We start from the raw sequence: 26,519 nt of genomic DNA, 5'->3' as shown, positions 1-26,519 counted from the left end.
CTGGGCGCTGTTGTACGGCTGCTGACCAGCCAAGAACGTCCTGTGATTGGCGCCGCCCTTAGAAGCTGTTGTCTTTCCGTACGTGATCGGTAGGTTTCCGCTGGTCAGGCATGGTGTCCGGGATCCTGTGGCAGGGATGGCGTGTCGTGTTGTCCCGGCTTGGAAGGGTGCTGTCGATGCCGTCGGTGATGGGGCTGTTGGAGGACGAGGAGCGTGCCGCCCGGCAGCGGGTGGAGGTATTGCGCGAGCAGACCGACCGTCTGCTTGCCGAGCTGCATGAGGCGGAGACCGACTGGCAGGAACTGGTGATCTCGCAGCGGCGGGTCAGTGGGGTGCTGGCCGGGCAATATCCAGCGGAAGGCTCGGAGTTGGCTGCGCTTGTGGTCTCCGTCGCTGAGCCGGGGGTGTCCGACCCGGCCGTGGCGGCGGAAGGGAGGTCGGCGAAGCCAGTGGTGGCGGCCCGGCCGGGATCGATCGTGCCGCGGTGGCGGGCGGGTTTCGACGTTCGTGCGCTGGCGGTGGAGCATCAGCGGATCCTGGCGGTGCTTGCCGAGGCGAGGAGTGCAGGCCATGAACCCATGGCCTGCAAGGAGATCGCGCAGGCGATGGGGATCGAGCTGACGCCTTCGAAGATCGAGGGGTGGTGCGCTCGCGGGCCCGTCGGCTGGCGGAGCGGGGCTGGCTGCAGCGCACGCAGTCGGGGAAGTTCAGGCTCGCGGACGGGCCAGCTGCCGCGTCATCAGCCTGATCATCGACCAGTGGACCATCGCTTCGGCGGTGTCGCAGCGGCTCTCGTAGTCCCGGGCGAGCCGACGGGAGTTGAGCAGCCATTCCAGAGTGCGCTCCACCATCCACCGTCTTGGCAACACCACGAACCCCTCCATGTCGTCGGTGCGCTTGACGATCTGCAACGCGAGCTGGAGTTTCCTCTTCGCCCAGGAGACGAGCTCGCCGGTGTATCCGCCGTCGGCCCACACCAGGCTGATCTTCGTGAACCGTGTCCGCAGGCGGGGCAGGAGCAGTCGGGCCGCGTCCCGGTCGGTGACACTGGCCGCGGTCACCATCACCACCAGGAGCAGGCCGAGGCAATCGGTGACGACGTGCCGCTTCCGACCGTTGATCTTCATTCCGCCGTCGTAGCCGCGTGACGCAGCCGCAACAGTCGCCGCCCCCTTCACCGACTGAGAGTCGATGATTCCGTTCTACGTCGTCGACAACGGCATCAAGTGGCGGGCGATGCCGGCCGACTTCCCGCCCTGGGACCGGGTCTACGCCTTTCTGCGCCGCTGGCGCGAGCGCGGGCTCATCGCCGAACTCCACGACCGTCTCCGCGGCAAGGTCAGAGAGTACGCCTCGGGCTGCCCGCCCCGGCCCTCCAGCCAGGCCGGGACTGGCAACGCGTCCCGGACCTCGCCCCACTCGGCGTCCGCCATGTCCGTGCCGTACGCCCGAACCCGGTCCGGATGATCGGCCGCATTCCCGAACCGATGCGCGAGACAGTCGCACACCGACGGCCTCGAGTTGAACTCGGCCGGCGACACAGCGTAGAACTGCGACAACAGGGCCTCCTGGGCGGGTACTTGGGCGTCAGCAACCCTCGTACTGCACCGGAGGCCCTGCCTTCGTGCGCCCGCCAGCGAAGATCACCCGGCCCGACATTTCGATCACAGTCGCACTCTTGATCGATAGAGATACAGGCGCTTACTGACGCCAGCAGATTGTAGGATCCGCAGGGTGGCAGAACTGATCAAGACCAGTGCGACCCAGCCTGACAGTCACTCGGGCCAGCCCACCCGCGACCAGGTCATTGGCCGGATCGCTGACCACCTTGCGGCCCGGGACCCCGGGCATCCGCTGCGGGTCGCGGTGGACGGTATCACCGCCGCAGGGAAGACGACCCTGGCTCGTGCGCTGGCATCTGCGGTCGCCGGTCGCGGCCGACCCGCGATTCACCTGTCCATGGACGGGTTCCACCACCCGCGCGCCCACCGCCACCGGCAGGGCCGCGACTCAGCAGTCGGCTACTACCAGGACGCCTACGACTTTCCCGCGTTCGCACGGACGGTACTCGCACCGCTGGGCCCGGGCGGCGACCGCCGCTACCGCGGTCGCATCATTGACCTGGCCAGCGACCAGCAGATCGACGAACCCCCAGTCACCGCGCCGACCGACGCTGTGCTGATTGTGGACGGCAGCTTCCTCCAGCGCAGCGAACTGGCCCACCTGTGGGACGAGGTCGTATTCGCTGACACCAGCTTCCTCGTCGCCCGCCGGCGCGGCACTACGCGGGACGCCGCGCTCTTCGGTGGACTTGAACAGGCTGAGGATGCCTTCGAAAACCGCTACCACGCAGCATGTCGGCAGTACCTGGCCGAGACCGACCCGGCCACGCGAGCAGGCATCGTCATCGGCAACGACGACGTCGCCCACCCTGAACTACGCCGCATCGGCTCTGACGACCTCAGCAGGCTGCACGGCAGTCCAGCCAGCTGATCCTCGAACCGATGTCCCCCTGATCGGAAAGATAACAGCTTCTTACAAAGCAGCGCTCCGCCTTCCCAAGCTCAGGTGAAGGGTGAAATCTGCCGGCTCGCCAAGTGCTCGAGTGTGGCCTCAACGCACGCCTCGGCGGACGACAGGTCAGTCCTGAAGAACCCCTCCGCCCCCAGAGTGCCGCCGGAGACGATCACCATCCAACGGTGCCCCTGTCCGCGCTCTCACCATCAGCCTTGAAGATCACCGAGCATCCTCGCTCGGCCAACCACTCCATCAGTTACACGACGTCCACGACCGCCCCCTCCCAGGCCCGTCGAGGACGAGCCGTAGCGCACCAGATTGGCACCAGAATGACCGGTCAACAGCGGTCACCACGAGCCACTCAGACACTACTCAGCTCACTCTAGATGGGGCCGTTTCCCCAGGTCAGAGCCTCAATCGCTCTCAGGCGATCCGTGATTCCCAAGCTCAGGTCTCGTTGACCTTGTCATAGGGAGGACGTGTAGCCAGCGGACAAGTCAAGGTGGAACGGGGAGCCCGGGGCTGTGGGGGTCCAGCCTTGACCGAGTCCAAGTTGGATCGCTCTGGCAACGTCGGCCGGCCGTACAGGTTCGGCTTCCCGCCCGAACCAGTTGCTCGCGTGGGGCTGATTCGTGGTGACTACGAGGGTAGTCCCGGGGTGACCCGCATGCTCCACGGCGTAGGTGCACGGAGACCAGCACAGAGCCTGGCTGTAAGTGGGCCTGCGTCGCAGGCGCCAACGGTAGATCGTGCTGTCGACGACAATGCGCCGTGATCCCCTGTGTCCCACTGCCATGACTCCCCCTCGATACCCGGAATGCTAGCGAATCCGGCTTCGGTGGCCGTCTCATTGCTTTCCGATCACGGCCGCTTTGGGCAGACCCGAAGTAGCTGAAGGCGCTGTGAGTGTCCCAGCTGTCCGGCCCCTCTCCGCGCATACCCGGCGCGAGCCCGTATAGCCACCAACCTGACATCACCAGCTGACATCAACGGCGGCGTACGCAGGCAGCCTTGAGCGACCGCGAACGCTGGACCAGTAGGAGCGCCAGGACTCCATGTAAGCCTCGCGATCGAACTCCTAAAGCGGGTGTCGCCGAGGTGCCTTCTACGAGCGGCCGGCCAGACGGCGACGTTGAGTGTGGGAGACGATGTTTCCTATGCGCTACTTCAACCTGACGGGCTGGCTCGCCATCTTCAACGGCACGGAGTTGGCGATCGGGCGCACAGTGGCTGTGGAGACCTGGGACGAGACCACCGGTACGGCTCTCGTCGTCGACCCCCAGCGTGGTGCGCTGCGCCCGGTCACGGACTACCCGGACTTCTCTCACCTGGAGCGAGCCGACCGGGTCGTGGCCGCTGTGCCAGGTGGTGGTTGGCGCGCCCACTGGGAGGACGAGGGGCCCAACGGGACACCGCTGACCGAGCAGGTGCTCGCATGGCTGATCACAGCTACGGGCCGGGCCACTCCTATCACCGTCGACGCCACCGGCCATGTGGACGACGCAGAGGGAGCCGACCGCCTGATTCCTCCCGAAGAGGACTGACGACGAGGGGGAGCCGGTGCCCATCTCGTGGCAGCCGTGCCAGATACGTGCCAGAACAGGTGGGGAAGAGGGGGCAACAGCGGTTACTTCGACGCGTAGCCCAGCTCAGTAAAGGCACGCTTACGCACAGGTCAGGGCCCTGGGGTAGCTTGATCGGCCGGTGATTCCCAAGCTCAGGTCTTGGACGGGCCAGGGCGCTGGGACGATCCCCTGGAATCCTGCCCATACCCGCAGTTGTTCCGATCCTGACATCGATGGCTGATCAACACTGGGGTGCAGTGGCACCCCTGAGCGACTTGGCACAGCAGTAGGGCGGCGTCGGTCAGCGCGCCAGGGATCGAACTAACGCGGGTGTAGAGCAGGCTGGTCGGTCACGTGCTGGATGGATTCCGTGATCGTGGTCCAGGGGAGCTGTCGATCCGCTGGCCCTTCGCGGGGTTCATAGAGCGGCCAGACGTCAGGACCTTGGATGAGTTCTACGGGCGCCTTCCGTAGGGTTGCGACGTGCCCATCCCATGCCGGGTGCCGTACGTGTGCTGCGTTGACCCGCGGGAACAACACGATGGGGACGCCGATCGTGCCCCTCGCTCACCTGTGTCAGTGCCTGGTTGTCCGCGATGCCCATTGCGAGCTTGGCAACGTAGTTCGCGCTGGCCGGGGCGACGACGTAGCAGTCGACAACCGGGTGGGGGCGAGTCTCGGCCGGCAGGCGGGGAGTGTCCCGGACCGGGAGGCCGGTCAGCTGCTCCAGGCGATCCAGTTCGCCGTTTGCCCGCAGCCATCGGCCGGCATTCGGGGTCAGGGTCACTGCTACCTGCCAGCCGAGGGCGATCGCTGGTTCGACCAGACCGGTGCGTAGTTGCTCTACCCCATCGGCTGCCGTACCCACGACTCCCAGCACTCCGCGACTGCCTCGGCTCACCGTTCCACCGCCCCGTATCGGCCCGTCCCTCGGCCAGCAGTACAGCAGAGAAGTACCGCAACCACAGCAACCCCTCCCGGTCGGCAGCACCCTCCAGAGGCCTCAGAGTGGCCTGTATGACCGCCATTGACCGAATCGGCTAGAGCTAGGCCTCTGACATCCAACGCTGACATCAACGACAGCGGACACCAGCAACCTTGGGCAGTCGCAAACGGTCGTCCGATACAGAGAACTGGCCTCCACGCGGGCACTCGAATTGAACTTACAAAGCAGATGTCGGCGGTTCGAGACAAGCAATTGTCAATTCCTGTGGATCGGTGCTGCCGCCTGGTTATGCGCTGAGGTGTTCGTGGAGCATCTGCCAGGTTCCGGCGTTGTTGACGAGCACGTTGGTGCCGCGGCCTCTTCCCGATCGCGGCTGGCCGTTGATGGTTCCGGTCCAGGTGAACCGGTAGCGGCATATCGCGTGGTCATCGCTGTGGGCGATCCACTCCAGGTCGTCGATCTGGTAGATCTCGTCGCGGATGGTTGCGAACGTGTTGGCGATGGCGGAGAGGATGGCTTCGCGGCCGCGATGCGATCCGTCGGAGAACCAGTAGACGGCTCCGGGAGCGATCAGCGGGACGAGCTGGGTGATGTCGTGGCTGTTGGTGGCCTGCTCATAGGTGCGCATGAACTCGGCGAGCGGGGCAGTGTGTTCGGGCATGGACTGGTCCTCTTCTCTCTATCGCGGAGCGACAAGCGGCAGGGGCTTTCAGGCCGCCGTGGTTTGCTCTCGCTCGACGAAGATGCCGTTTTCGAACTTGGCACCGGCGCGGACCAAGGCGACAAGGTGGGCGCCGTTGACCGCGCGCCGGCGAGTCTGGGCGGATTCGACGAGTTTGAACACCATCGCCAGGGTTGCGGTCGGGCTGCCGGTGCCTCGGGTGACCTAGGCACTGTTTCTCGGATCTCCGGACGTGAGTGGGGTGTTGGGGTCAGGCTGGCTGCATGGGCCGTGGGGATCTGACGAATGCGGAGTGGGATCGGCTGGAGTCGTTCTTACCTCGTGGTGGTGCGCGTGGGGGTCGGTGGAGCGATCATCGGCGGGTGATCAACGGGGTTCTCTACAGGGTGCGGACGGGTGTGCAGTGGCGGGATCTGCCGGAGCGGTTCGGGCCGTGGGAAACGGTCTATAAGCGGCATCGTCGCTGGTCAGCTGATGGAACCTGGAAGATGCTGCTGTCTCGCATCCAGGCTGCCGAGGACGCCGCGGGCGGGATCGACTGGGATGTGTCGGTGGACTCGACGGCGGTGCGGGCCCACCAGCACGCCGCCGGCGCGAGGAAAGCGTCGGCGGCCGCGGTCCCTGAAAAGGGGGCCGGCCGGGGGACGAACCAGGTCGATCCGGTGCTGCGGAGACTGGCCGTCCGGCTGGAGGAGGTGGTCAGATCGGCGAGTGTCTGGGACGTTCCCGCGGCGGCTTCACCACCAAGATCCACCTCGTCGCCGAGGGACGATGCCGCCCCCTCGCTTTCGTCCTGACGCCCGGACACTACGGTGACGGCCCGCAGCTCGAGCGTGTGTTGGAGCAGGTCTCCGTGCCCCGCACCGGAGTCGGACGGCCCCGCACGCGACCCGACCATGTCTTGGCGGACAAGGCCTACACGTCCCGGAAGAACCGCCGTTACCTACGACGACGCGGAATCCGGCACACCATCCCCGAACGTCTCGACCAGCAAAGACACCGGCAGAACCGAGGTTCTCGAGGCGGCCGGCCCACCGGGTTCGACAGCGAGCGCTACAAGAAACGCAACACCGTCGAACGCGCCATCAACCGACTCAAAGGCTTCCGCGCCGTCGCCACCCGCTACGAGAAACGCGCCTACATCTACCTCGGAACCGTCACCCTCGCAGCCATCATGATCTGGCTCCGAACATGATCCGAGAAACAGTGCCTAGGTGCGGAGTTGACGGTGGAGAAGGTCGACTCGATGGGGTTCGTGGTCCGCTGGTGGATCCAGAGCTTGGCCGGGAAGTCGTAGAAACGCCAGCAGGTCCTCCCGGTCTTCGGTGATCTTCGCGAAGGCCTCGGGGAACTTGGCGCCGTATGTCTTGGCGCACGGCTCGACCGCCTACTCGGCGTGTGCGCGGTCCTCGGCGTTGTAGATCTCCTGCGGGCAGGAAGTCCCCGGACGACAGTCCGTGCAGGTAGAGGAGTGGCGGCACCTCGCTGACCTTGGGTGACTTGCTTCACCACGGCGGCAGGATCTTCGAGGAGAACCGCATCCGCTCACCGGTGGCCGCGTCCACCCGCTTGTCGTTCACGTGCGGGGCCGTGACCTCGACGGACCCGCGGCGATGGTCACCGCATGGGACCGGTGGTGGCCGTTGCGGACCGAGGCGGCTCCCGGCCCATCCGTCTCTGCGGCCAACTCAGCTATGCGCTGGTTGACTTCGGCATCCAGCGCGGCGGCGAGCATCCGCCGGGCGCCCTCCCGGACGATCTCGTCGATCAAGGATCCGGACTCGGTGGATCCGTCGGCGTTCACTACGCTGAGCAGGGGCGTGCCTGGCTCGGATGCGGGTGGTGAGGGCAAGACCGACGCCAAGGACGCGGCCGTCATCACCGACCAGGCTCGCGTCCGTCGCGACCTGCACTGTGAACCCGTGTTGCAAAGTCGCCGCCCAATCTCATCGAGTTGCATGGCGACGACTGCGCCACCGGCCCGCAATCGCACCCCCCACCAGAGGGGCACTGACAAACCCCAAGGCCAAACCGCCCACGAAGGCGACCGCCACCGAATCCGATGAATGGACGTCGGGATCGCTGAAGGACGTGAAGTCGAGTATCCAAAGGGTCGGCCCCAAGGCGCTACATGTTGCGAGTGCCCAGCAGGCGCGAGCACGTCCGAGGAGACCCCCCAACAACAAGGAAGACACAATGCCACAGAGCAGCATGCTCAGAAGGACGGTAACGCCTGTCAGATCCGCGATGCCCATGGTCGCTGGCAGCCAAGGGCTGAAAGCAATCACTGTCGCCCACAACAGGGACGCCGAGACGAGCCCAACTGAGCTCCCTACACTCGTCGCTCCCTGACACGCTGCCTTGTTCCACATCCTCGCCCTCCCGGAACAGTTGAGCAGGATGTTCCCACTAGATTTGAACGGGTTCAACCCGCAAGGGCGAATCAACGACGCCCCAACCTGGCGAGACCGCCTGGCGCGGCAGGAATAGTGTCCTACTCGCCACTACAGCCATCGGTCAATCTGCCGGCGGCTTGACGAGCCACACTAGGAATCGGTGAAACCGGTCAAGGTCCGATGAGGCAGGACACCAGGCTGTCCAGTCGCCTGACGAGTCGCAGCGGGCCTTACCGCGGTAGAGAATCCACCCACCGGGGCAGCGCACGACGGAACAGGTCGTTACGGCCCCGACGGTTCGCTGACGAGCGTGCCTATGCCAACAGCCGCCGAACGAACAAAGCACGTGGGTTTCGGCAGGTGAGAGCAAACGATTCCTGGCGCGGCCGGCAGCGTGGGTGGAGGAACATCGCCTACTGTCCCGAGCCGGGGATCCATCCCGACGAGCCACTGCCCGTTGTCATTGAGCGGGTGTTCCGTCCGTCGGACACGGCCGTACTCGGCGAACGCGGCGACGAGTGGGGTCCGTTCTGGCGTTGGAAGAACTGTGGGAAGCAGGGTACTGGCTAGCACACGGTGTTCTTGCGGCCTCTGCGTATGACTGGCAGCGGAACGAACTCCGGGCTCTGATCGGCCCCGACCGGGGTCTCGGTGACCGTGAGCTACGCCAGGAACTCACAGCCCTGCTGAACCAGCCGCTACCCGACCCCAGCCCTACCCATCGACGGTTGAAAGGGATCATCGGGCACGTTCGCGCCGGGTGTCTGCAGCGCTGGGCGACGGTTAGCGCTCCGATCGACAAGCGCGTCAAGCCCGAGCAGCTCTCCCGCACGGTTGCCGCACATTGGCTGGATCCGGGGTGCAGCTCGAGCCATCTGCAGCCCCTGGGAACGCTCCAGCCCGCGGGCGCGGTGCTCCGAACAGTGAGGGGCACGGCCCGCGGGCCGGGGAGGAAGGGCTCGGGCCAGCCGCCCAGGATGCCGGCACCCGGAGGCCGCCGATTAGGGCCACGTTTGCGCAGTACGAGAGAAACGCGTGGGGCACGCCGCGCCACTGCAGCCAGGGCTTGCCCACAGTGCCGGGCTAGTTGATGACGCTTTCTTGCAGGGTGCCACCCGCGTAGGAGCTGCCGCCATCCTTTGCCTTCACGAGGACGTAGCGGAGCTTGCCGTGGTCCAGCGCCTCCTTCAGGTCGTTCGCCAGCTCGCCGTCCCGCGGGGACTTCTTCTCACGCTCTTTCATCGCCTCGATGATCGTCTCCGCGTACTCCCTGGTCATCTGCTGGACCATCTTGTTCTTGTAACGGCCCTTCCCCTGACGCCAGCCGAGGGCGCTCGATGGCGCCTTGGCCTCGACGATGAGCAGCGTGCCGTCCTTGAGCAGGTACAGCTGGTCGAACCTATCGGCACCATTGGGGGTTTTGGGCACGGGGATCCACTGGGCTCCCGGGAATTCCTCCGGAATGACGTGGTAGCGTGCCGCGCTCTCGCCGAGCCGCTCGGAGATGGAGCTGTTGTTGGGTGTGACGCCTAGCTCTTTCCGGTAGCGCTTCAGTGCCTTGTCGCGTGTCTGCCCATTGGCCGCGGTCTCATTCTTCTGGAACTTCCGCTCCGCGTTGGTGAGATCCACCGACGTCTTGCGATGGTCAGCGACCTTGTTGAGCAGGTCGCTCCGTTTTCCGTCGCCGACCGAGCCCGGGCCGACGGACTTCGCGGGGGACAGCTTCGCCCCGGGGGCCGAGGGCAGCTTGTCCTTGGAGATCCAGTGGTTCTCGTTGTCCTTGGCGAGTTTCGGCAGCGCGACGCCGTTCTCCGTGGTGGTCTCGCTCCTTCGGCGGCCGTCGCTGATGTAGTTGCCGGAGTACCAGACCGGGTCGTACCTGGCCTTCCAGACCATCTCGTCGTGGATGTACTTGTGGTGGTCGACGGCGCTGCTCAGCAGCTCGTTGCAGGTGAATACGCTGTTCGTACGCTGCGGGGTGCCATCCGGGCCGGGCGGATAGGTGGTGAACACGGCCGCGTCGAAAGCGGGCCCGCCCGCGCCGTTGCAGTACTTGTCGAGCTTGAGCCTCTTGAACTCCTTCGCCAGTGCCTGCCGGTCACTGCCGGCCAGGACGGTGGAGGCGTTCGGGTCGATGTCGATCCAGGCGACCTTGTCGAAGCCGGGCGGGACCACCCCGGTACCGGACAGTTCGCCGACCGCCTTCGCGAAGTCGGTCACGACCGCGTCCGTGCCCCCGGACACGGCCTTGTACTGGATGGTCTGTTTGCCGGTCAGGTTCTGGAGGTCGGCTTTGTACCCGTCCGTGGAACCCTCGGGTTTGTAGGTGTTACCCCAGACAACCTGGTTCCCCGCGCGCGCCAGATCGCTCGCATACTGCAGCGTCCGCCGGTCGGAGAAGGAGAGCTGGGCGGTCTTGTCTGCCAGTTCGGTAATGCCGCTCTCGCCGGAAACTCTCAGGTTGTCGGTGTTCACGGCTAGGTCGTAGAACGGCTCGAACGCTCCCTGCTGCTTCAGATTGGCCACCGTCTTGCCGACATTGCTGAGCCGGCTCTCGCGGACCTCGGGGCTGGTCCGCGGGCCGATATCGGCCGTCATGGCGTCGAGGAGCTGCAGGACGGACTTGCCTTTGCTTCGTTGGCCCGCTGGTCGCCCAGTGGCTCATTGAGCTTGAAACCGCGGCCCATCAGCCTTTTGACGAGCGCCGGGTCGTCGCCCATGACGCTCGCTTCGTAGAAGACTGCGGACCAGTTCACCTGGATCGTCTGGCCGGGCGGTGCAGTATTCGTCGCCGTAGCCGTCAGCGTGCGGCTTCCGCCGGGAGGCACGGAAACAGGACTGTTCAGCGGCGTCTGTCCGGCTACGGTCAGGATCACTGTGCCGCTGGTCGGAGCGGTGCCCTGGTTGGTCACGTTCACGGTGGCCGGGCAGCTCGGAGTGCTGCAGAACGATGCCGTGAGCTGTACGGCCACGGCCGTCTGGGCCGCCACACGTTGGCTCAGTGGTTCGGCCTGCTCGTGCGAGGTGTCGACCTGGCGTACGTTCTCCGTTGTGCTCTGCACCTGGGCCGCGTCGGCTCGCTGACCGCGGACGACAGGGCCGGGGCGGGCGAGGGCTCACCGGCCGCCGCCGGCACGTGACCTGCGGACTGCACATGGCCCACGGACCGTGCGGCACCGTCCTGCGGGCCGGAGCGGAAGACGGCAGTGCGCGCATCCGAGGCGTCCGGCGCAGGTTCGGGTGTGGCGGCTCCTTGAGATCCAGCGGAACCCGGCAGGCCGACCGAGAGCGGCTGGTACGGAGGGGACGCACTCACCACGAAGCGCAGGATGCCGTCGGTCAGTACCTTCTCCGGACGGCCGTTCACCGACGTGGCCCCGCTCTGGCGCCACGTGGACGGCCGCCCGGACGGACCGTCGGTGTCCTTGCCCGAGAGGGTGTCGGCGAGCGCCGTCGGAGTCATCCGGGACAGCTCGGCCAGGCCGATCACCCCCTGCGGCGGGTCGGCCACCCAGATGGTGGCCAGCGCTTCGGCGCTGCCCGGCTCGTGCTCGAACCACCACTGGCTGTTGCCGCGCAGAAGGGTTTGCTTGGGGCTCACAGCGAGCTCCGCGTATGCCCCCGAGTCACGGCTCAGGGTTTCGTACGTAGTGCCGTCGCGGGCGACCGTCAGACGGAAGCCGATGATCGCGCCGTTGCCGTTCACCGTGGTCCCCGCATAGGTGACCCCGCGCCAGGCACGCAGGCTCTTCGTGGCCGCCGAGGCCATCTGCGGGGGCGTCTTCTCGCGTGGCCAGAGCACAAAGGTCATCAGACCGGCGACGAGCACCATGACCAGCGCTAGGACGCCCCAACACCAGTACCAGCGAGTGGACTTAACCAAGCGGACAAGCGCTCCAGCCGCCCAGGACGCCCGACTGCCCGCTGGCGGTGGCGAGAGGTGCGGCGCCTGCGCGAGAAGTGGTGGGAAGACGCGTCGCCGGGCGGGAGGGTGTCCAGCGGCAGCGGGGTGGCGCCGTCCAGGGCTGCGATATGTCGCCGGCTGGTGACCATCACGAGGCAGCCCCCGGCTCCGGGCTGGTGCGCCGCGCCATGTCCCGTGCGCGCACCGCATCGCCGTGCGTGCTCAGCTCTTGAGGGCTTGCTCGATACGCTCGAAGTTCTCAGGAAGGCCAAGGACTGGGAGGGCGGTGTGTACGGGATCGGCCGCGACGATTGCGAATGGTAGCCAGAGCGACGGCACGGTCACGTACACGCCTCGGACAGAGTTCCGGGGCGAGGACGAGATCCGGTACTCGCTGAAGCTGAAAGGGAAGCCCGAGGTCGTTGAAGGCACGTACACCATCACGGTCGATCTGAGTCCTGGCGGCAGATACCACGAGCAGAGAGAGCAGTTCGCGAACTGCGCCGAGGCGCGGGCGGCCGGTGCCGCCCCGGTGCGTGAGGGAGAGCCTGGCTACGGCCCGCACCTGGACCGCGATGGAGACGGGATTGGGTGCGACTGGGGGTGACCCGCACTCGGTTGGACAGAGGGGGGCTCTTCCGTCCCCAGTTCGTCAGTGGGCTTGCTCTGTGGCGCCTGGTAGGGCCACCGCCTGCATCCACGAACACGCTTGTGTCAGATGCTCACTGCTCCGACCTGACCCGGATCAACGGGGCCGACTGATCGACATTCACGACAACCTCATCCGCCTTCTTGCGGGGCTTCATCTCGTGGACGGTGGCGTGTTCGTCCGACGCGCCGCGGGACTCTTTAGCCCTCTGCACGGACGCGTTCAGGGCTGCCAACAGATCGACGACCTGGCCGGGCTGCTGCGCCTGGCCCCAGTCGGCTGGGGTAGTTCCTGGCCGTCCGATTTGGCGGCGATGAGCTCTTCCAGTGCCTCGCGGTAGTGGTCGCGGTAGCCGCTGATGTCGTCGGTGGTCATGGAGTCCATCAGTTCGATGGCCCGCTGGATCTCGTCGTCGTCCAGGTCGACGGCATCCGGGGTCAGCCCGGAAGGCGAGCGCACCTCATCCGGCCACTTCATCGAGTGCAGGACCAGGGCATCGTCGCGGACGCTCAGCAGACCGAGGCGCTCCCGGTTGTGCCACGCGAATTTGGCGATGGCCGCCTTCGAGTTCCGCTCCAGGGCGCGGCGCAGAAGCACGTAGGGCTTGGCGGCCACGGCGCAGTCTGCCGAAAGATAATAGCTGTCTGTGATATGGACGGGGTCGATCGATTCACGGTCGACGAATGCCAGGATCTCGATGGCCTTCGCCGTGGGCAGCGGCATCTGGTCGAGCTCCTCGTCCGTGACCGGCAGCCCCGACGGGAAGCCGGTGACCCACTTCAGCGTCGAGCAGACCAAGCGCCTGCACTCCTACGCCATCCGCAGCGAGTTGACCGGTTTTCAGCACGTCCACCCGACCATGGCCGCCGACGGCGCCTGGAGTGCTCCCCTGGCCGCGCTGAAGTCCGGGACCTGGCGCAGGTACGCGTCCTTCACCCCGGCGGGCGGTCCGGGGATGGGCAAGGATTTCGTCCTGAGTACCACGGCGACTGTCCCCGGCACCGTGGCCTGCGTACCACCGCTCACGGACGCCACAGTCTCAAGACCGAGTAGATCGCTACCGAAGAGTCGGTAGCGGACCAGGTCGATCGAGCGACGATACTCGCGCACCGCGTGAGCGTCGTAGCACGTGAAATCGCCGGCGATACAGATCAGGCGCGGTCCGCTCCACAGCACCTGGGACGCGGCCGTAGCCCCGAGCCGGTCACGGACCAAGTGCTCGAACTCCGCCCGGTGGTCCATCAGCCACGAGAGGTAGAACAGGCCCTGGTTGATGACCTGTTGACTGAACTAGTGGCGGAGTTTTCGCAGGTCAGTGACCTTGTGGACGAGACCTCGTTGCGTCGGCCATGGAGGTATCTCGAGACCTGGCGCCCCTGTCCGTCCCCCTGGTCGGGGCGTGCCCGCTTGCCCTTGGTGCGCTTGTCAGCCAAGCCACCGGGTGCAGGGGTTGTCTGGCGCCGCACGGTCCAGATCCACTGGCTGGTGTCAATGTCTCCGACGCGGCATCCGGAGGCGTCGCCGATTCGTGCGGCAGCGCACGCAGTGAAGAGGACGACGTCTCCCCAGCAGTGTTGCTGGTCGTGGGCAGCCACGAGAGCTTCAGCCAGTTGGACGAGCGGCTTGCTTGTAGAGCTTTTGCCAGCCGGTGACACGGGCTGGGTTGACCTTGATGATGCCGTCACGAACCGCCTGCTCTATGACGCGGACCAGAACGCCGATGGCCCCGGCGCCGGATGCGCCCGTGGCGTCGGCGGGCTCGACGGGGGGCATCGCCAGCTCGGTCATACGGGCCTCCGAGCGGAGCGGGTGCCCGTTGCGCAAAATTATGGGTTCTGTCATATTCAATATAGATGGAAGGAGGCACCGATGCCCCAGGGCAAGGTCAGTAGTCGGGAGCGGATGGTCAACAGCGCGGTCAAGCTGTTGGCCACCCGCGGTGCGGCTGGCATCACGATCGACGGCGTGCTCGCCGACAGCGGGGCGCCGCGCGGGTCGGTCTACCACCACTTCCCGGGCGGCCGGGAGGAGCTGATCACTGCCGCGGCCCGCGCTGCTGGTGAGCGCATGTCCGCGTTCCTCCAGCAGGACGACGGTCCGGTGCACCCGCGGAAGGCGCTCGCGCACTTGGCCGAGTTCTGGCGGTCGCTGCTGACCGCCAGCGACTACGGCTCGGGCTGCCCGATCGTCGCGCTGACCGTCGGTGGCGGCGACCAGGTCCCCGCCGCCGCCGAGATCGCTCGCAAGGTGTTCACCGGCTGGCACGAGCAGTACCGCGACCTGCTGGCCGCGCACGGGGTCCCGCAGGAGCGAGCGGCCGCGCTGGCCACGCTCACCGTCGCCTCCATCGAGGGCGCGGTCATCCTGGCCCGCGCGCAGCGCAGCACCGCGCCGCTGGACGAGGTCATCGCCGAGCTGACGGCGCTGGTCTGACCCCGCCACCGCACCTGTCCCAGCACCGCACGCCGGTGCGCCCCTCAATGAAGGAGTTCCCCATGCCCATGCTTGACGTCTACATTCCCGCCGGCGCGATCGCCCCGGACGCCGAACGCACCCTGATGGACGAGCTGACCTCGATCCTGCTGCGCGCCGAGGGCGCCGACCCGTCGAACGCCTTCGCGCGCCAGATCTCCTGGCTCTTCCTGCACCGGCCCGAGGTCTTCGTCGGCGGCGCCACCCCCGACAAGCCGCACTACCGGGTCATAGCCAGGGTGCCGGAGGGGCAACTGAACGGCGCAGACAAGAAGCAGCAGCTCATCTCCGAGGTCACCGAAGCCGTCGTGCGTGCCGAGGGCTCGGGGGACGAGGAGGCCCATCACCGGGTCTGGGTCTTCCCGCTGGAGATTCCCGAGGGCCACTGGGGTGCATCAGGCAACGCCTCTGGCCTCGGCGACATCCTAGGCGCGGCCATCGGCGATGCTGAAAAGGGCCGTCGCGTCGCGGAGTACCGCATCGCCGAGAGCCGCCAGGAACGAGGCGTCCTCACCGCCTGAGCACCCGCCAGGCCTCGACCTACGTCGGCAGGTCGTACTGACGCCCCTCTCTGCTGCTTGCCGCAGAGGGGCGTCGCAGCAGGTGGCGGAGTGGGAGGTCGCGGCCACCTCGGTGTGGACAGATCACTATCTCGATGTGAAATCCCACGCAGGTGGATCAACGACGACGTCGCGACCTGCGGGTTGTCATTTCGGGAGAACCCCAGAACGCCCGAGCACACCACCGCGGCGAACCTGATCGTCGCGCGGTGGGCGGTCAGCGCTGTCGCCCTGCTGGGGCAAGGCCGGGCTGACCGGCTGGCTGCTGCGGCGTGGTGTGAGCAGCCGGTGGGCCCGCGCGCGGGTCGGCGGCATCACGCTTCGCGTGTGCGCGCCGGCCTGCCTGGCGATGCCGGTGTTCCCGCGCGGCCCGGTGACCGTAGCGCTCCTGGTGGTCGGGTCCGGGTTATGCGGGGTGATGGGGAGTATCGCGGCGACCACGATCGCCGTACTCGTGCCCGGCCGACGGTTCGGCGGCGCCCCGGGGCTGATGAGCGCGGTGGTGACCTTGGCCGGGCCGATCGCTCCGACGCTGACCGGCCGCCTGGTCGGCACTCAGAGCGCGGTCGGTTACCAGCACACCGTGCTGCTCACGGGAGTGCTGCTCCTCATCGATCCCGCCCGCGACGCACGCCGCCTGCTCGCGTGACATCCCGCTCCGTTTCCACCTGCTCGCCATCACAAAGGAGTGACGTGAACAGCAGCATCCTCGACACCTCTGCCCTCGACCGAGCCCTGAGCGAACTGCGCCAGAACGCCGTGTCCTGGGCCGAGACACCGCTCGCCGAGCGGATCGGCCTGCTGGAGCGGCTCATGCCGCGGATATTCGACGGCGCGGCCGAACTGGCCGCGGCCGGTGCCCGCGCCAAGGGGTACGCTCCCGACTCCCCGTGGGCCGCCGAGGACTGGGCGGGTGGCCCCTGGGTGCTGGCCCAGATCGTCGGCGCCCGCCTGCACGTACTGCGCCGGATAGCCACCGGCCAGGATCCGCTGCCCGCCCGCGCGGTGCACGAGGAGGGCGGCCGCACCTGGGTGGACGTCTTCCCCGCCACCGGCTGGGACCGCGTCCTGCTGAACGGGTTCTCGGCCCGGGTGCGGATGCTGCCCGGCACCATCGCCGAGCAGGTGCGGGACCGGGCCGGGCAGTGCCGCGGCCGTGCCGAGTCCGCCGGTGTGGCGCTCGTCCTGGGCGCGGGCAATGTCGCCGCGCTGACCGCGGTCGACATCCTGCACAAGCTGTACGGCGAGGGCCAGGTCGTCGTCGCCAAGATGAACCCGGTCAACGCCTATCTGCGTCCGCACTTCGAGCGGATCTTCATCGAGTTCATCGAGCGCGGCTGGGTGCGCTTCATCGACGGCGGTGCCGCCGAAGGTGCGTACCTCACGACCCACGACGGCGTGGACACCATCCATGTGACCGGCAGCGACCGCACCCACGACGCCATCGTCTGGGGCACCGACGAGCAGGCCGACCAGCGCCGACGCGACGACCGGCCGCTGATCGCCAAGCCGTTCACCAGCGAGCTGGGCGGGGTCAGCCCCTGCATCGTGACCCCCGGCCCCTGGAGCGCGGCGGACTTCCGCTTCCAGGCCGAACACATCGTCACCAGCAAGATGAACAACTCCGGCCACAACTGCATCGCCAGCCAGATCCTCGTCCTGCCCCGGGAGTGGGACGGCACCGAACGGCTGCTGGAGGAGATCCGGCAGGTGCTGCGCGAACTGCCGCCGCGCACCGACTACTATCCCGGCGCCGAGCAGCGGCTGGCCGCGGTCCTCAAGGCCCACCCGGAGGCCGAGAGCCACGGCGACGGCTGCCGACTCCTGATACCGGACATCGCCGACCACGACGACTCGCTGCTCACCGGAGAGGTCTTCGCCAGCGCCCTGGGCGTGGTACGCCTCCCCGGCGACACCCCGGCCGAATTCCTGAGCCACGCCGTCGACTTCGCCAACGGCACCCTGCCCGGCACACTCGGTGCGACCCTCATCGTCCACCCGAGGACCGAGAAGAACCACCGTGCGGTGGTGCAGCGGGCAATCGCGGAACTGCGTTACGGAACCCTCGGCGTCAACTGCTGGTCCGCCGTCAACCTCCTGCTCGGATACACCCCCTGGGGTGCCTACCCCGGTCACACCCGGCAGGACATCGGCAGCGGCATCGGATTCGTCAACAACGCCTTCATGCTGGAGGACATCGAAAAGACCGTGGTGCGCGCCCCCTTCGCCCCCGCGCCACGCGGCCTGTTCACCGGATCGCCGTCGCTGTCCCCCCGCCCGCCGTACTTCGTCACCAACCGCACCGGCCGCACCACCCTCGAACGCGTCACCCGCTTCACCACCGCCCCCGGCCTCGCCCAACTGCCGGCCATCTTCGCCTCCGCGCTCCGCGGCTGAACAGGAAGCGCTCCGAACCATGAACCTCAACGACTTCCTCGCGCGCGCCGCCGACGAGCACGGCGACCGCCGCGCGGTCGAACTCGGCGACCACGGGCTCACCTACACCGAGCTCGACGTACTTTCGGGCCGGGTCGCCGCGTTCCTCGCCGCCCGCGGCGTCGTCCCCGGGGACCGGGTGGGCCTGATCCTGCCGAACCTCATCGAGTTTCCCGTCCTCTACTACGGCATCCTGCGCGCCGGCGCCGCCGTGGTGCCGATGAACTCCCTGCTCAAGGAGCGCGAGATCGCGCACCAGGTGCGCGACTCCGGGATGGCGCTGCTGCTCGCCTGGGCGGACGTGGCGACCGAGGCCGAGGCCGGCGCCAAGACCACCGGGACGCCGGTGGTGCCGATCGTGCCCGGTGGCCTCGCGGAGCTGCTGGCCGGGCACCCGCACCCGGCGCCGGTCGTGCCCCGGGAGGACGCGGACCTGGCCGTCATCCTCTACACCTCCGGCACCACCGGCATGCCCAAGGGCGCCATGCTCACCCACGCCAACATGGCGCGCAACGCCGAGATCAGCGCACGTACCCTGCTGCGGCTCACCCCCGACGACGTCATGATGGGCTGTCTGCCGCTGTTCCACGCCTTCGGGCAGTCGTGCGCCATGAACGCCGCGGTCTGCGGCGGCGCCCGGCTCACCCTGCTTCCGCGCTTCGACGCAGCCCAGGCCCTGCACACCGTCGAGCAGCGGCAGGTCACCGTCTTCGAAGGCGTGCCGACTATGTACGGCGCCGTGCTCGCCGAGTACCAGCGCGGTACGGAGAAGTACGACACATCGTCACTGCGCCTGTGCGTCTCCGGCGCGGCCTCCCTTCCCGTCGAGCTCCTGCACAGCTTCGAGAACGCCTTCGGATGCGCGATCCTGGAGGGCTTCGGCATGTCCGAGACCTCCCCGGTCGTCTCCTTCAACCACCCCGACCGGCCCCGCAAGCCCGGCTCCGTCGGCACCCCCATCGAGGGCGTCGAGATGTGCCTCCTCGACCCCGACACCGAGACCGGCGTCGGCGAACTGTGCGTGCGCGGCCACAACATCATGGCCGGCTACTGGGGACGCCCCGAGGCGACCGCCGAGACCATCGTGGACGGCTGGCTGCGCTCCGGCGACCTCGCCACCGTCGACGAGGACGGCTACTACTTCATCGTCGACCGCAAGAAGGACCTGATCATCCGGGGCGGCTACAACGTCTACCCGCGGGAGATCGAGGAGGTCCTGTACGAGCACCCCGCCGTGGCCGAGGCCGCCGTCATCGGCATCCCGCACCCCACACTCGGCGAGGAGGTCGCCTCGGCGGTCGCCCTGCGACCGGGAGCTGAGGCGAGCGCGGAGGAACTGCGGGACTTCGTCCGCGACCGGGTGGCGGGGTACAAGTACCCGCGTTGGGTCTGGCTGGTGGACGCTCTCCCGAAGGGGCCCACCGGCAAGATCCTCAAGCGGCAGATAGCCGCCCCCGAGGCCCGCTGAGCCGGGCCCCGGCAGCCGTCCGACGCTCCGGGGCCTGACACCGGTGCGCGGCAACCACGCGCACCGGTGTCAGGCCCTGCCGTCTGTCCGGCCGCTGCTCACCGCTTCATCCGAGGAAGCGCTCTGCCCACAGGCACAGAGCATCCGGTCGTCGAAGCCCGGGTCCTCGCGCAGCACACCGGTCAGCGCGTCCCCCGTCACCAACCTCCCTGGTCAGAACAGCCAGTGGAGCAGCTCCGTCGTTTCCTGTTCTGAGCACAGCGTTACAGCAGCGCTGTACCGCGACCCCCCAGCAACGCACGGTTGTGGGGCGTCAAGGCAGGGCTTGCTCAGTCCAGATGGTCTTGCCGCGTCCGGTGCGGCGGGTACCCCAGTGCTGGGCCAGTTGCGCGACCAGGTACAGGCCGCGACCGCCTTCGTCGTCGTCCTCCGCGTGTCGCAGCTGGGGGGCGGCGTTGCTGGTGTCGGAGACTTCGCAGATCAGCGCACGGTTGTTGATCAGCCGGAGTTCTGTCGGCCCCGTGGAGTAGCGGACGGCGTTGGTCACCAGTTCGCTGGCGATCAGTTCGGTGCTGAAATTGAGGTCGTCGAGGTTCCAGTCGGTGAGCTGGCCGGTGACCAGGCGGCGGGCTTCGGCGGCGCTCTCGAGGTCGTTGGGCAGCGTCCAGGAGGCCACTTGGTCCGGGCCGAGTGAGTGGGTGCGGGCCAGCAGGAGCAGGGCGTCGTCGGTGGGGTTGTCGGGGAGCAGTGAGGTCATCAGGGCGTCGCACATGTCCTGCAGGTGGCCGGTCAGGCCCGTGGGTGTGCTGAAGGCGTTCTGGAAGGCGGGAAGCTGGTCTTGATCGGTGTCCTGCAGGAGTTCCGCGTTGTGGAGGGTGAGGATGCTGCCCTCGGGCAGGTCCACGCTGGTGGACCGGTAGGAGGCCACGCCGCGTCCCAGGTTCGGCCCCGCTGGGACGTCGATGACGTGGATGCTGCCGTCGGGCAGGGCCAGGACGGGTGCAGGATGTCCCGCCCGGGACAGGGTGCAGGTGCGCGTGACCGGGTCGTAGATCACAAAGAGGCAGGTCGCCGTCAGCTCCGACTCGTCGGAGTTCTCGACAGGCGGGTGCTCACGGGCGAGCTGCTCGGTCAGGGCGTGGAGGTGTTCGAGGAGTTCGTCGGCCTGCAGGTCCATCGCGGCCAGGGCGCGGACTGCCGTGCGCAGCCGGCCCATCGTGGTTACGGTGTGCAGGCCGTGGCCGGACACGTCGCCCGCGACGAGCGCGATGCGTGCACCGGAGAGTGGGATGACGTCGTACCAGACGCCGCTGGAGGCCACCGGCAGGAAGGTGAACGTGGTCTCCGCGGCGGTCTGCGAGGGCAGCCGGTCGGGCACCAGGGTGCGCTGGGTGAGGCGGGCGATCGTGCGCTCACGGGTGTAGCGGCGGGCGTTGTCGACGCACACCGCGGCCCGGGCCACCACATCGGTGGCGACGCCGAGGTCGGCGTCGTCGAAGGGCAGTGATCCGGGGCCGCGGTAGAAGCTCGCCATGCCGAGCACCACGCCGCGCGCGACCAGCGGGACGGCGATCAGCGAGTGTACGCCCGCCTTACGCGCGCTCTCGGCATGCGCGGGATGGCGGACCAGCCACGGATCGTCGGCCTTCAGCTGACGGACGAGCCGGGGCCGCAGGTCGCTGAGGGCCTGCGCATACGGGGTGCCCCGGGGAATCACCCTGACATTCCCGATCTCGAACATGGCCGGAACCGTGATCGCCTCCACTGCTCGGACGCCTGCCTGGCGCACGGTGACCGGGTCGATCAACGGTCCCGGGCGCGGCGCCTCGCCGTGCAGCACGGAATCGAGGACACCGACCGTCACCAGGTCGGCCAGGTCGGCCGGGTCGGCCACGGCGACATCGGCGAGTTCCTGCGCCGTACGGAACACATCCAGGCTGCTCCCGATCCGCTCACCGGCCCGGTACAGCAACTGAAGGCGCTGCTCAGCGCGATCCCGCTCGGTGATATCCACCACCGTGCCGGCCACCCCCAGCGTGCCCCCCTCGGCGTCCTGAAGACGGAATGCCGAGACCGACAACACCTTCTCCACACCGCCCCAGACGGCCAGACGGCCCCGGTACCGGAAATTGGTCACCGCCTCGCCCGTCTCCAGCACCGTGCGCAGCATGGTCTCCACATCGTCCGCACCAAATCCCAGCTCGCGCCAGGTATGGCCGACCGCGTCACTCAGGTCGAGGCCTTGGACACCGGGCGCGGCAAAGTTGAAGCGCACGATCCGCAGCTCCGGATCCAGTACATGCAGGCCGATGGATGGCTGAGTGAACAGCGCGTGCAGAATCGCCGCATCGAAGCCAGAGTCCATGCCTACGACAGCCTCCTTCGCGCGATGACAGCCAGCATCAACGACACGCCGCCCTTCAGCGCGGCGACACCACCGCCCGGTTGCCTGACATCACCCCACCGCCCGACGCGCCGGCAGCTTGCGGAGCCATGATCACTCGCCCAAAGCAGCTCCAGCCCGAAGCCGCTCCGCCGACCTTCTCTGTTGCACGTCTGTGATCGGACCACACCGCCGCGCGTGGGTAAGCCCGTCAGGAGGTGAGGATGGAGATGCCGTCTCCGAGCAGTTTCAATCCGAGGACGAAGAACAGGACGGCCATCACGGCGACGTTGTGCTGGGCTGCCCAGTTTTTCCAATTGCCGAGCGTGGTTTTGGCTCGCTCTCCGCCGAGTAGGAAAACTCCCAGTGGGGCCAGAAGGCCGAGGGTGGCGATCAGGACGAAGATTGCCATCGATGCGATCTGCTGCCCGACCGGCAGTCCGGCTGAGCCGATCGCGGCGCCTGCGGCGATGGTCAGCGGGGCGTTCTTGGCGTTGAGCGCGGCCAGGGCCAGTCCGAGTGCGAAGACCTTGATCGGCGTGAGGCGATCGATCGCGCTCATCCACTTCGGCAGCTTGGCTTGTGAGGGATCCTTCGGGCGTCGGTGCCATTGCCGGGCGCCGAAGAGGACGAGGAACAGGCCCAGGGCGAGCTTGAGGGCTCCCACCCAGGTGGCCGGGTGATTGTGGGAGGAGCCGCCTGCGGGGGAAGCGATCGCCAGCATCACCGCGCCCAGTGCCGAGAGTCCCGCAATCCAGCCGACGGTGAAGAGGACTCCGTTAAGGCGTCCCTGAGGCGTGGCGAGTATGAGGATGATGGCGATGATCGGGAGCGGGCTGACCGCGACGGCGGCGGCGAAACCCAGGACGTCACCGAGAACTTCGCCCATGGTTGCCTCCGTGTGGGGTCAGGGTGGCGATCCAGTTGAGCGGGGCTTGGGGGCGAGCGGGCGCCACGGCCGCCTCAGCGGCGCAACGGGTTGTTGTGCGATCGGCTGCGCCACTGTCCTCACAGCCGCGCGAAAGAGGCTGCCCGAGAACGGCGCCAACGACGTACTCGGCACGTCCCAGTTCCATCTTCCTGCGCCTTTCCGGATCTGTCCTCGGGAGCTTCTCAGGACGCGAGGACCTTGGCCTTGGCCTGCCGGCCACCATCATTGCTGCCTTCCCGGAACTGGACGGCAAGCCGGCACCCGAGGCTGCCTTCGCTCGGCACCCTGACGGACAAGGCACGTCCCTACGGTCTATCGGGCACGGACCGTGCGTGGCCGGTGGTGCGAGGCGAACAGAAATCGAACACGCGATTATGCTCTCGAGGTCCTCGTGTCGCGACTCCCTGTCCAAGCCAACTGGCTGACCTGCGACAACGACCACCCGTGACAGGCGGTAGTCGCCGGAAGCTCGGCTTGCCAGTGCTGGCATATGCGGACCGGCCCGTGGCCGAAACGGACCTCCAGGCCATGAGGTCGACTCCGGCAGAGGCGCACGCACGGCAGCTGCGGATCCAGGACTCCCGCTCCAGCGCCCTACTGAGTCGTTTCGGTGTGCAGAGCCTGGGGCGCTGCGAGTTCACGGCGAGCAAACGGACGGCCGGTTGTGGTGCCAGTGACTGGCGGCCCGCAGGCCAGCTCCATGCTCGGCGGGTCAACTCAATTGTCCGGGTCGACCCGCTGGTCCCGTACGGCGCCCGCGCCGTACGGTCGCGGCGGTGCTGGCTGCTGCCGAGGGCGCCGACCCGTCACCGTCGGAGGCTGAGGCAGCGCCCGAGACGCTAGCTAGGAACGGTGTCAGGTCTCCCGGTGCCCGCTCAAAACAGTTCTAGGTCCTTGCCGCTGGTGTCCGCGATGACTGGCCGGAACTGGGCGGGGAGGTCGTCCAGGCGGTCAGGACCGGCCGCGGCGGCCACGGCAGGGGCCGTCTCGGCCAACCAGGTGCGAAACCGCTCGGCGGCTTCGCGGTAGGGGACTCTTGTTAGGACACGGTGCTCGCCGGAGGGGCAGAAGTCGACGGCGACCGTGAGCAGGCAGGAACGGGGCGCGTTCTGACTGCCCGTCCAGGACACGTGCAGGACACCGCAGGGCTTGCGCCCGCGGGGGGCGCGGTGGGTGGGGCGCAGCGATCGGCAGGCTATGTGGGCGGTCCATGCGGCGAGGTGCGGCAGGGGCAGGGTGGTGCGTGCGCGGCAGCCGGGGCAGCGGTGCCAGTGGCGGAGCCAGTCGTGGGTGTCGGTGTGGAAGAGGCGTGTGTAGCGGTTCGCTACGCGGATGTCGTTGCTGTACAGGTGGTCGGGGCGTTCTTGTGTGTTGCAGGAATGGCAGACGGGGGCGCGGACGTAGCCGTGTTCGTGGCAGTGGTCGAGCACGGTGGCGGGCGCGGTGCGGCAGACGGCGCACGCCCACCCGGCCACCTTGCGGGAGGTAGCGGGCTTCCTGCTGAGCACCGAGTACAGCTGGCCTTCCAGCTCTTTGTTGTACGGGCGCAGTGAGGTGGTGGGGCCGTCGGGGCTCGTCGTCTGCCGACGGCCGGTGTCTCGGGCCTGCCGGGGGTGGGAGGGCGGCTGGGTGACGGTTGCGCTTGCCTGGTGGGTCCGCGTGGCTTGCACCCACTGCGTTTCGGCGTGCTCGGCCGCGTCCAGCAGCCTGACCGCAGCGCGCGGCAGCCACCACGTGCGCTGCGTCCCGTCGCGGGTCTGCTCCACGAGTATCTGTCGCCAGTCGATCCCTGCCAGATGGTACGGCCGGCCGACTTCACGTCGTGCTGCCCGCTCGGGGCCGCCCAGATCCTGCAGTTCCCCTGTGATGCGCTGGCGCCAACGCAGCGGCGTTTCCTTGTTGCATTCCTGCCTCGGTGCCCTACGAAACGGACCGATGCGGACCAGGTCCTGCCGATCCATCCCCACCGCGTTCAGTTCCGCGGCCGCTCGGCGCACCTCAACCTCCGGAACACTCCACTGATCGCCGCTGGCCCTCACCGTCGCCACCACATGGCTGCCGAGCAGGACGTACCCCACCCGGGCACGGGCAGGCGAGCAGGTGAATGCCCCAGAAGCCGTCGGCACAGCACTGGCGGCCGTCAAATCGACCCACAGAGCGTCCGCGGCAACCAGGGTGATCAGGCCGTCCGTGCGACCGGGCATGACACGCTCTGACATACCGACAGGCTAACGGCCTGCAACGTAGCAACTGGTCCCAAGCGCCTCGGTCAGTTGGGCCGCCGCCCGCAACTCCGTATTCCTGAGTATCTGGTTCGTCAGCACCTCCCGTGCGCGTAGCCTCACGACCAGAACGTCAAGAACCGGGCAAGTCGCCCTCGCGCATCAGCGGTCCCCGAGCCCAGACGAATGGAGCAACAGAGTCCGCGTCGTCGTCAAAGGTGCGTGCCACGGGCTCAGCGGGCGCATGCTTCGGTCAGGCGCACGCTGTAGCCGCCCTCTTCCATCAGCACGACGGTGACGCCGAACGGGTCGGCGTGGTCCAGCTCGATCGGGGTGAAGGAGAAGTTCACCGCGGCCTGGATAGGCGGCACCAGTTCGCCGCCCGGCTGCGGCGCGGGAGCCGGCCTCCAGTCGGGAGCGACCGACGCCCAGCCCTCCGGACTACGGGAGATGAGCTGCTCGCTGTAGGGGAACTGGTGCAGCACATGCCCGTCCCGGGTGGCGAGCACCATGTGCACTCCTCGCGCTCCACCTGCCGGACATGGAATGGGTGGACCGCACGATCCGCGAGTACGGCGAAGATCACCCGTACGTCGAAGCGAAGGTGTATGCCCGGTTCCCCAAGGGCGGCGGTGGCAAAGGCATCCCCGTCACCTGGGTTGAGGACGCCCAGAAGAACGACGCCCCCAACGGGCCCGGCTGGATCCGACTGTGCGACCTCGGGCTCAAGGGGGAGACCGCCACCCACACCGTCAAGCGCGGCTCCTGGGTACGCCTCGGCGTGGACATCGCGGCCGACGGCGGCGACGAATTAACGATCTACCGGATCGTCGGCGATGCCAACCGCGACGCCCCCGACGCACCGCCCATGCCGCCCGAGCCGCCCGCGGGCGACCCGAACCAGCTCAGCTTCATCTGACCCGCAGGGCGGGGCGGCATCACACTGCCCCGCCCTGCTCGGATCAGTCCCGGTCCCCAGCCGCCCTTTCACGCCGGCGGGCCCTGGAAAGCCGCCGCGGCGGGCGCGCCTGCTGCAGCTCCTCCGCAGGCGCACGCCAGGCGGAGCGCAGCCGCTTGGCCGCACCCACGAGTTCAGTCAGTTCATGCACCAGCCGGGTTGCGATCAACAGCAGCAGGCCCAGGCCTTCCAGGGCCACAGCCGCAGCGATCACCGGGTGTTCCAGCACGTTCGAGTCCTTCCAACCCAAGCGGTCGGGGACACGCGCTCAGGCCGCTCTCAAGACCCCCGGTGGGGTGCCCAAGCCGCCCGTGTCCCTCATGGCAACGCCAATGCCGGGAAGGCCCGGCCCCGGTGCTCGAGGAACGAGGGGGACGGCGAGACGGCGCACACCGCAGGCAAGGGCCAGCGGTTCGGATCTCTCCGGCAA

General features: G+C 67.8%; 23 protein-coding genes and 6 pseudogenes. 11 read left to right on the top strand and 18 right to left on the bottom strand.

Annotation, left to right across the window (positions count from 1 at the left end; translation table 11 throughout):
• Window positions 1–707 precede the first annotated feature (707 nt).
• On the bottom strand, window positions 708–1,178 hold the full coding sequence (locus tag OHB49_RS44175; RefSeq protein WP_329167249.1) for a transposase: 471 nt from the start codon (window positions 1,176–1,178) through the stop codon (window positions 708–710).
• A gap of 13 nt (window positions 1,179–1,191) precedes the next feature.
• On the opposite strand from OHB49_RS44175, the gene OHB49_RS44170 reads away from it, so the two are divergent.
• Both OHB49_RS44170 and OHB49_RS44165 read left to right on the top strand, forming a co-directional pair.
• Window positions 1,192–1,467 carry a transposase gene (locus OHB49_RS44170; RefSeq protein WP_329167248.1) on the top strand — a complete coding sequence of 92 codons (276 nt, stop codon included), beginning with the start codon at window positions 1,192–1,194 and terminating at the stop codon, window positions 1,465–1,467.
• 267 nt (window positions 1,468–1,734) lie between these two features.
• On the top strand, window positions 1,735–2,493 hold the full coding sequence (locus OHB49_RS44165) for a hypothetical protein (protein WP_329167246.1): 759 nt from the start codon (window positions 1,735–1,737) through the stop codon (window positions 2,491–2,493).
• A 490-nt stretch (window positions 2,494–2,983) separates the two neighbouring features.
• On the opposite strand, the gene OHB49_RS44160 is transcribed toward OHB49_RS44165, so the two are convergent.
• On the bottom strand, window positions 2,984–3,313 hold the full coding sequence (locus OHB49_RS44160; protein WP_329167244.1) for a hypothetical protein: 330 nt from the start codon (window positions 3,311–3,313) through the stop codon (window positions 2,984–2,986).
• Window positions 3,314–3,674: 361 nt separating this feature from the next.
• Between OHB49_RS44160 and OHB49_RS44155 the strand changes: the two genes are divergently transcribed.
• Window positions 3,675–4,061: a hypothetical protein gene (locus OHB49_RS44155; protein ID WP_329167243.1), complete on the top strand. Its 387-nt coding sequence runs from the start codon at window positions 3,675–3,677 to the stop codon at window positions 4,059–4,061.
• Window positions 4,062–4,403: 342 nt separating this feature from the next.
• On the opposite strand, the pseudogene OHB49_RS44150 reads toward OHB49_RS44155, so the two are convergent.
• From OHB49_RS44150 to OHB49_RS44140, 3 genes and pseudogenes are all read right to left on the bottom strand, one after another.
• Window positions 4,404–4,962, bottom strand: a pseudogene (locus OHB49_RS44150) (flavoprotein).
• A 352-nt stretch (window positions 4,963–5,314) separates the two neighbouring features.
• Window positions 5,315–5,689 (bottom strand): YybH family protein, encoded by a 375-nt coding sequence (locus tag OHB49_RS44145; protein WP_329167242.1) that lies wholly within the window; start codon window positions 5,687–5,689, stop codon window positions 5,315–5,317.
• A gap of 48 nt (window positions 5,690–5,737) precedes the next feature.
• Window positions 5,738–5,914: pseudogene (locus OHB49_RS44140) on the bottom strand (IS256 family transposase); the annotation flags it as partial.
• 59 nt (window positions 5,915–5,973) lie between these two features.
• Here OHB49_RS44140 and OHB49_RS44135 point away from each other — a divergent pair.
• Window positions 5,974–6,905 (top strand): IS5 family transposase gene (locus tag OHB49_RS44135; protein ID WP_443079727.1). Its coding sequence is split into 2 segments (ribosomal slippage): window positions 5,974–6,379 and window positions 6,379–6,905, totalling 933 coding nucleotides; the frame shifts between segments, so codons are not numbered across the junction.
• A gap of 232 nt (window positions 6,906–7,137) precedes the next feature.
• Here OHB49_RS44135 and OHB49_RS46100 read toward each other — a convergent pair.
• From OHB49_RS46100 to OHB49_RS44110, 4 genes and pseudogenes are all read right to left on the bottom strand, one after another.
• Window positions 7,138–7,526 (bottom strand): annotated as a pseudogene (locus OHB49_RS46100) (IS256 family transposase); the annotation flags it as partial.
• A gap of 1,663 nt (window positions 7,527–9,189) precedes the next feature.
• Window positions 9,190–10,704: a hypothetical protein gene (locus OHB49_RS44120; protein ID WP_329167240.1), complete on the bottom strand. Its 1,515-nt coding sequence runs from the start codon at window positions 10,702–10,704 to the stop codon at window positions 9,190–9,192.
• Complete coding sequence (locus OHB49_RS44115) at window positions 10,701–11,024, bottom strand: hypothetical protein (protein WP_329167239.1); 324 nt, start codon at window positions 11,022–11,024, stop codon at window positions 10,701–10,703. Before OHB49_RS44115 ends, OHB49_RS44120 begins: the two co-directional genes overlap by 4 nt.
• An 80-nt stretch (window positions 11,025–11,104) precedes the next feature.
• Window positions 11,105–11,989 (bottom strand): hypothetical protein, encoded by an 885-nt coding sequence (locus OHB49_RS44110; protein ID WP_329167238.1) that lies wholly within the window; start codon window positions 11,987–11,989, stop codon window positions 11,105–11,107.
• Between the two features lie 235 nt (window positions 11,990–12,224).
• Here OHB49_RS44110 and OHB49_RS44105 point away from each other — a divergent pair, with 235 nt between their 5' ends.
• Complete coding sequence (locus tag OHB49_RS44105; protein ID WP_329167236.1) at window positions 12,225–12,617, top strand: excalibur calcium-binding domain-containing protein; 393 nt, start codon at window positions 12,225–12,227, stop codon at window positions 12,615–12,617.
• 181 nt (window positions 12,618–12,798) lie between these two features.
• Here OHB49_RS44105 and ku read toward each other — a convergent pair.
• The 3 pseudogenes from ku to OHB49_RS44090 all read right to left on the bottom strand — a co-directional run.
• Window positions 12,799–13,412, bottom strand: a pseudogene (gene ku / locus OHB49_RS44100) (non-homologous end joining protein Ku); the annotation flags it as partial.
• A 255-nt stretch (window positions 13,413–13,667) separates the two neighbouring features.
• Window positions 13,668–13,901: pseudogene (locus OHB49_RS44095) on the bottom strand (DUF5655 domain-containing protein); the annotation flags it as partial.
• A gap of 155 nt (window positions 13,902–14,056) precedes the next feature.
• A pseudogene (locus OHB49_RS44090) lies at window positions 14,057–14,381 on the bottom strand (site-specific integrase); the annotation flags it as partial.
• A 147-nt stretch (window positions 14,382–14,528) separates the two neighbouring features.
• Between OHB49_RS44090 and OHB49_RS44085 the strand changes: the two are divergent.
• The 5 genes from OHB49_RS44085 (at window position 14,529) to OHB49_RS44065 (ending at window position 19,595) form a co-directional block, all read left to right on the top strand.
• Window positions 14,529–15,092: a TetR/AcrR family transcriptional regulator gene (locus OHB49_RS44085; RefSeq protein WP_329167235.1), complete on the top strand. Its 564-nt coding sequence runs from the start codon at window positions 14,529–14,531 to the stop codon at window positions 15,090–15,092.
• Window positions 15,093–15,154: 62 nt separating this feature from the next.
• Window positions 15,155–15,652, top strand: coding sequence for a tautomerase family protein (locus OHB49_RS44080; protein WP_329167234.1), 498 nt, complete (start codon window positions 15,155–15,157; stop codon window positions 15,650–15,652).
• Window positions 15,653–16,106: 454 nt separating this feature from the next.
• Window positions 16,107–16,340: a hypothetical protein gene (locus OHB49_RS44075; RefSeq protein ID WP_329167233.1), complete on the top strand. Its 234-nt coding sequence runs from the start codon at window positions 16,107–16,109 to the stop codon at window positions 16,338–16,340.
• 44 nt (window positions 16,341–16,384) lie between these two features.
• Window positions 16,385–18,088 (top strand): aldehyde dehydrogenase family protein, encoded by a 1,704-nt coding sequence (locus OHB49_RS44070; protein WP_329167232.1) that lies wholly within the window; start codon window positions 16,385–16,387, stop codon window positions 18,086–18,088.
• A gap of 19 nt (window positions 18,089–18,107) precedes the next feature.
• Complete coding sequence (locus OHB49_RS44065; RefSeq protein WP_329167231.1) at window positions 18,108–19,595, top strand: long-chain-fatty-acid--CoA ligase; 1,488 nt, start codon at window positions 18,108–18,110, stop codon at window positions 19,593–19,595.
• A gap of 69 nt (window positions 19,596–19,664) precedes the next feature.
• Here OHB49_RS44065 and OHB49_RS44060 read toward each other — a convergent pair whose 3' ends face one another.
• The 5 genes from OHB49_RS44060 to OHB49_RS44040 all read right to left on the bottom strand — a co-directional run bounded on the left by OHB49_RS44060 (window position 19,665) and on the right by OHB49_RS44040 (window position 25,643).
• Entirely contained in the window at window positions 19,665–19,796 is a 132-nt protein-coding gene (locus tag OHB49_RS44060) for a hypothetical protein (protein ID WP_329167230.1), read from the bottom strand.
• Window positions 19,797–19,908: 112 nt separating this feature from the next.
• On the bottom strand, window positions 19,909–21,960 hold the full coding sequence (locus tag OHB49_RS44055) for a SpoIIE family protein phosphatase (protein ID WP_329167229.1): 2,052 nt from the start codon (window positions 21,958–21,960) through the stop codon (window positions 19,909–19,911).
• Window positions 21,961–22,189: 229 nt separating this feature from the next.
• Window positions 22,190–22,867 (bottom strand): GAP family protein, encoded by a 678-nt coding sequence (locus OHB49_RS44050; RefSeq protein ID WP_329167228.1) that lies wholly within the window; start codon window positions 22,865–22,867, stop codon window positions 22,190–22,192.
• Window positions 22,868–23,784: 917 nt separating this feature from the next.
• A complete protein-coding gene (locus OHB49_RS44045; RefSeq protein ID WP_329167227.1) occupies window positions 23,785–25,128 on the bottom strand; it encodes an endonuclease domain-containing protein in 1,344 nt (447 codons plus the stop codon).
• Between the two features lie 236 nt (window positions 25,129–25,364).
• Window positions 25,365–25,643 carry a hypothetical protein gene (locus tag OHB49_RS44040; protein WP_329167226.1) on the bottom strand — a complete coding sequence of 93 codons (279 nt, stop codon included), beginning with the start codon at window positions 25,641–25,643 and terminating at the stop codon, window positions 25,365–25,367.
• Between the two features lie 29 nt (window positions 25,644–25,672).
• On the opposite strand from OHB49_RS44040, the gene OHB49_RS44035 reads away from it, so the two are divergent.
• A complete protein-coding gene (locus OHB49_RS44035) occupies window positions 25,673–26,050 on the top strand; it encodes a hypothetical protein (RefSeq protein WP_329167225.1) in 378 nt (125 codons plus the stop codon).
• A 43-nt stretch (window positions 26,051–26,093) separates the two neighbouring features.
• On the opposite strand, the gene OHB49_RS44030 is transcribed toward OHB49_RS44035, so the two are convergent.
• A complete protein-coding gene (locus OHB49_RS44030; RefSeq protein ID WP_329167224.1) occupies window positions 26,094–26,318 on the bottom strand; it encodes a hypothetical protein in 225 nt (74 codons plus the stop codon).
• Window positions 26,319–26,519 lie beyond the last annotated feature (201 nt).

The sequence above is a fragment of the Streptomyces sp. NBC_01717 genome (assembly GCF_036248255.1).
In the GTDB taxonomy this organism is placed as follows: domain Bacteria; phylum Actinomycetota; class Actinomycetes; order Streptomycetales; family Streptomycetaceae; genus Streptomyces.
This window is presented reverse-complemented; position numbering and strand designations above follow the sequence as displayed.

Excerpts from the sequence above, each read along its gene's own strand:
- OHB49_RS44170 (WP_329167248.1), top strand. The coding sequence starts at position 1,192 with ATGATTCCGTTCTACGTCGTCGACAACGGCATCAAGTGGCGGGCGATG.
- OHB49_RS44160 (WP_329167244.1), bottom strand. The coding sequence starts at position 3,313 with ATGGCAGTGGGACACAGGGGATCACGGCGCATTGTCGTCGACAGCACG.
- OHB49_RS44155 (WP_329167243.1), top strand. The coding sequence starts at position 3,675 with ATGCGCTACTTCAACCTGACGGGCTGGCTCGCCATCTTCAACGGCACG.
- OHB49_RS44145 (WP_329167242.1), bottom strand. The coding sequence starts at position 5,689 with ATGCCCGAACACACTGCCCCGCTCGCCGAGTTCATGCGCACCTATGAG.
- OHB49_RS44120 (WP_329167240.1), bottom strand. The coding sequence starts at position 10,704 with ATGACGGCCGATATCGGCCCGCGGACCAGCCCCGAGGTCCGCGAGAGC.
- OHB49_RS44085 (WP_329167235.1), top strand. The coding sequence starts at position 14,529 with ATGCCCCAGGGCAAGGTCAGTAGTCGGGAGCGGATGGTCAACAGCGCG.
- OHB49_RS44080 (WP_329167234.1), top strand. The coding sequence starts at position 15,155 with ATGCCCATGCTTGACGTCTACATTCCCGCCGGCGCGATCGCCCCGGAC.
- OHB49_RS44065 (WP_329167231.1), top strand. The coding sequence starts at position 18,108 with ATGAACCTCAACGACTTCCTCGCGCGCGCCGCCGACGAGCACGGCGAC.
- OHB49_RS44055 (WP_329167229.1), bottom strand. The coding sequence starts at position 21,960 with ATGGACTCTGGCTTCGATGCGGCGATTCTGCACGCGCTGTTCACTCAG.
- OHB49_RS44050 (WP_329167228.1), bottom strand. The coding sequence starts at position 22,867 with ATGGGCGAAGTTCTCGGTGACGTCCTGGGTTTCGCCGCCGCCGTCGCG.
- OHB49_RS44045 (WP_329167227.1), bottom strand. The coding sequence starts at position 25,128 with ATGTCAGAGCGTGTCATGCCCGGTCGCACGGACGGCCTGATCACCCTG.
- OHB49_RS44040 (WP_329167226.1), bottom strand. The coding sequence starts at position 25,643 with ATGGTGCTCGCCACCCGGGACGGGCATGTGCTGCACCAGTTCCCCTAC.
- OHB49_RS44035 (WP_329167225.1), top strand. The coding sequence starts at position 25,673 with ATGGAATGGGTGGACCGCACGATCCGCGAGTACGGCGAAGATCACCCG.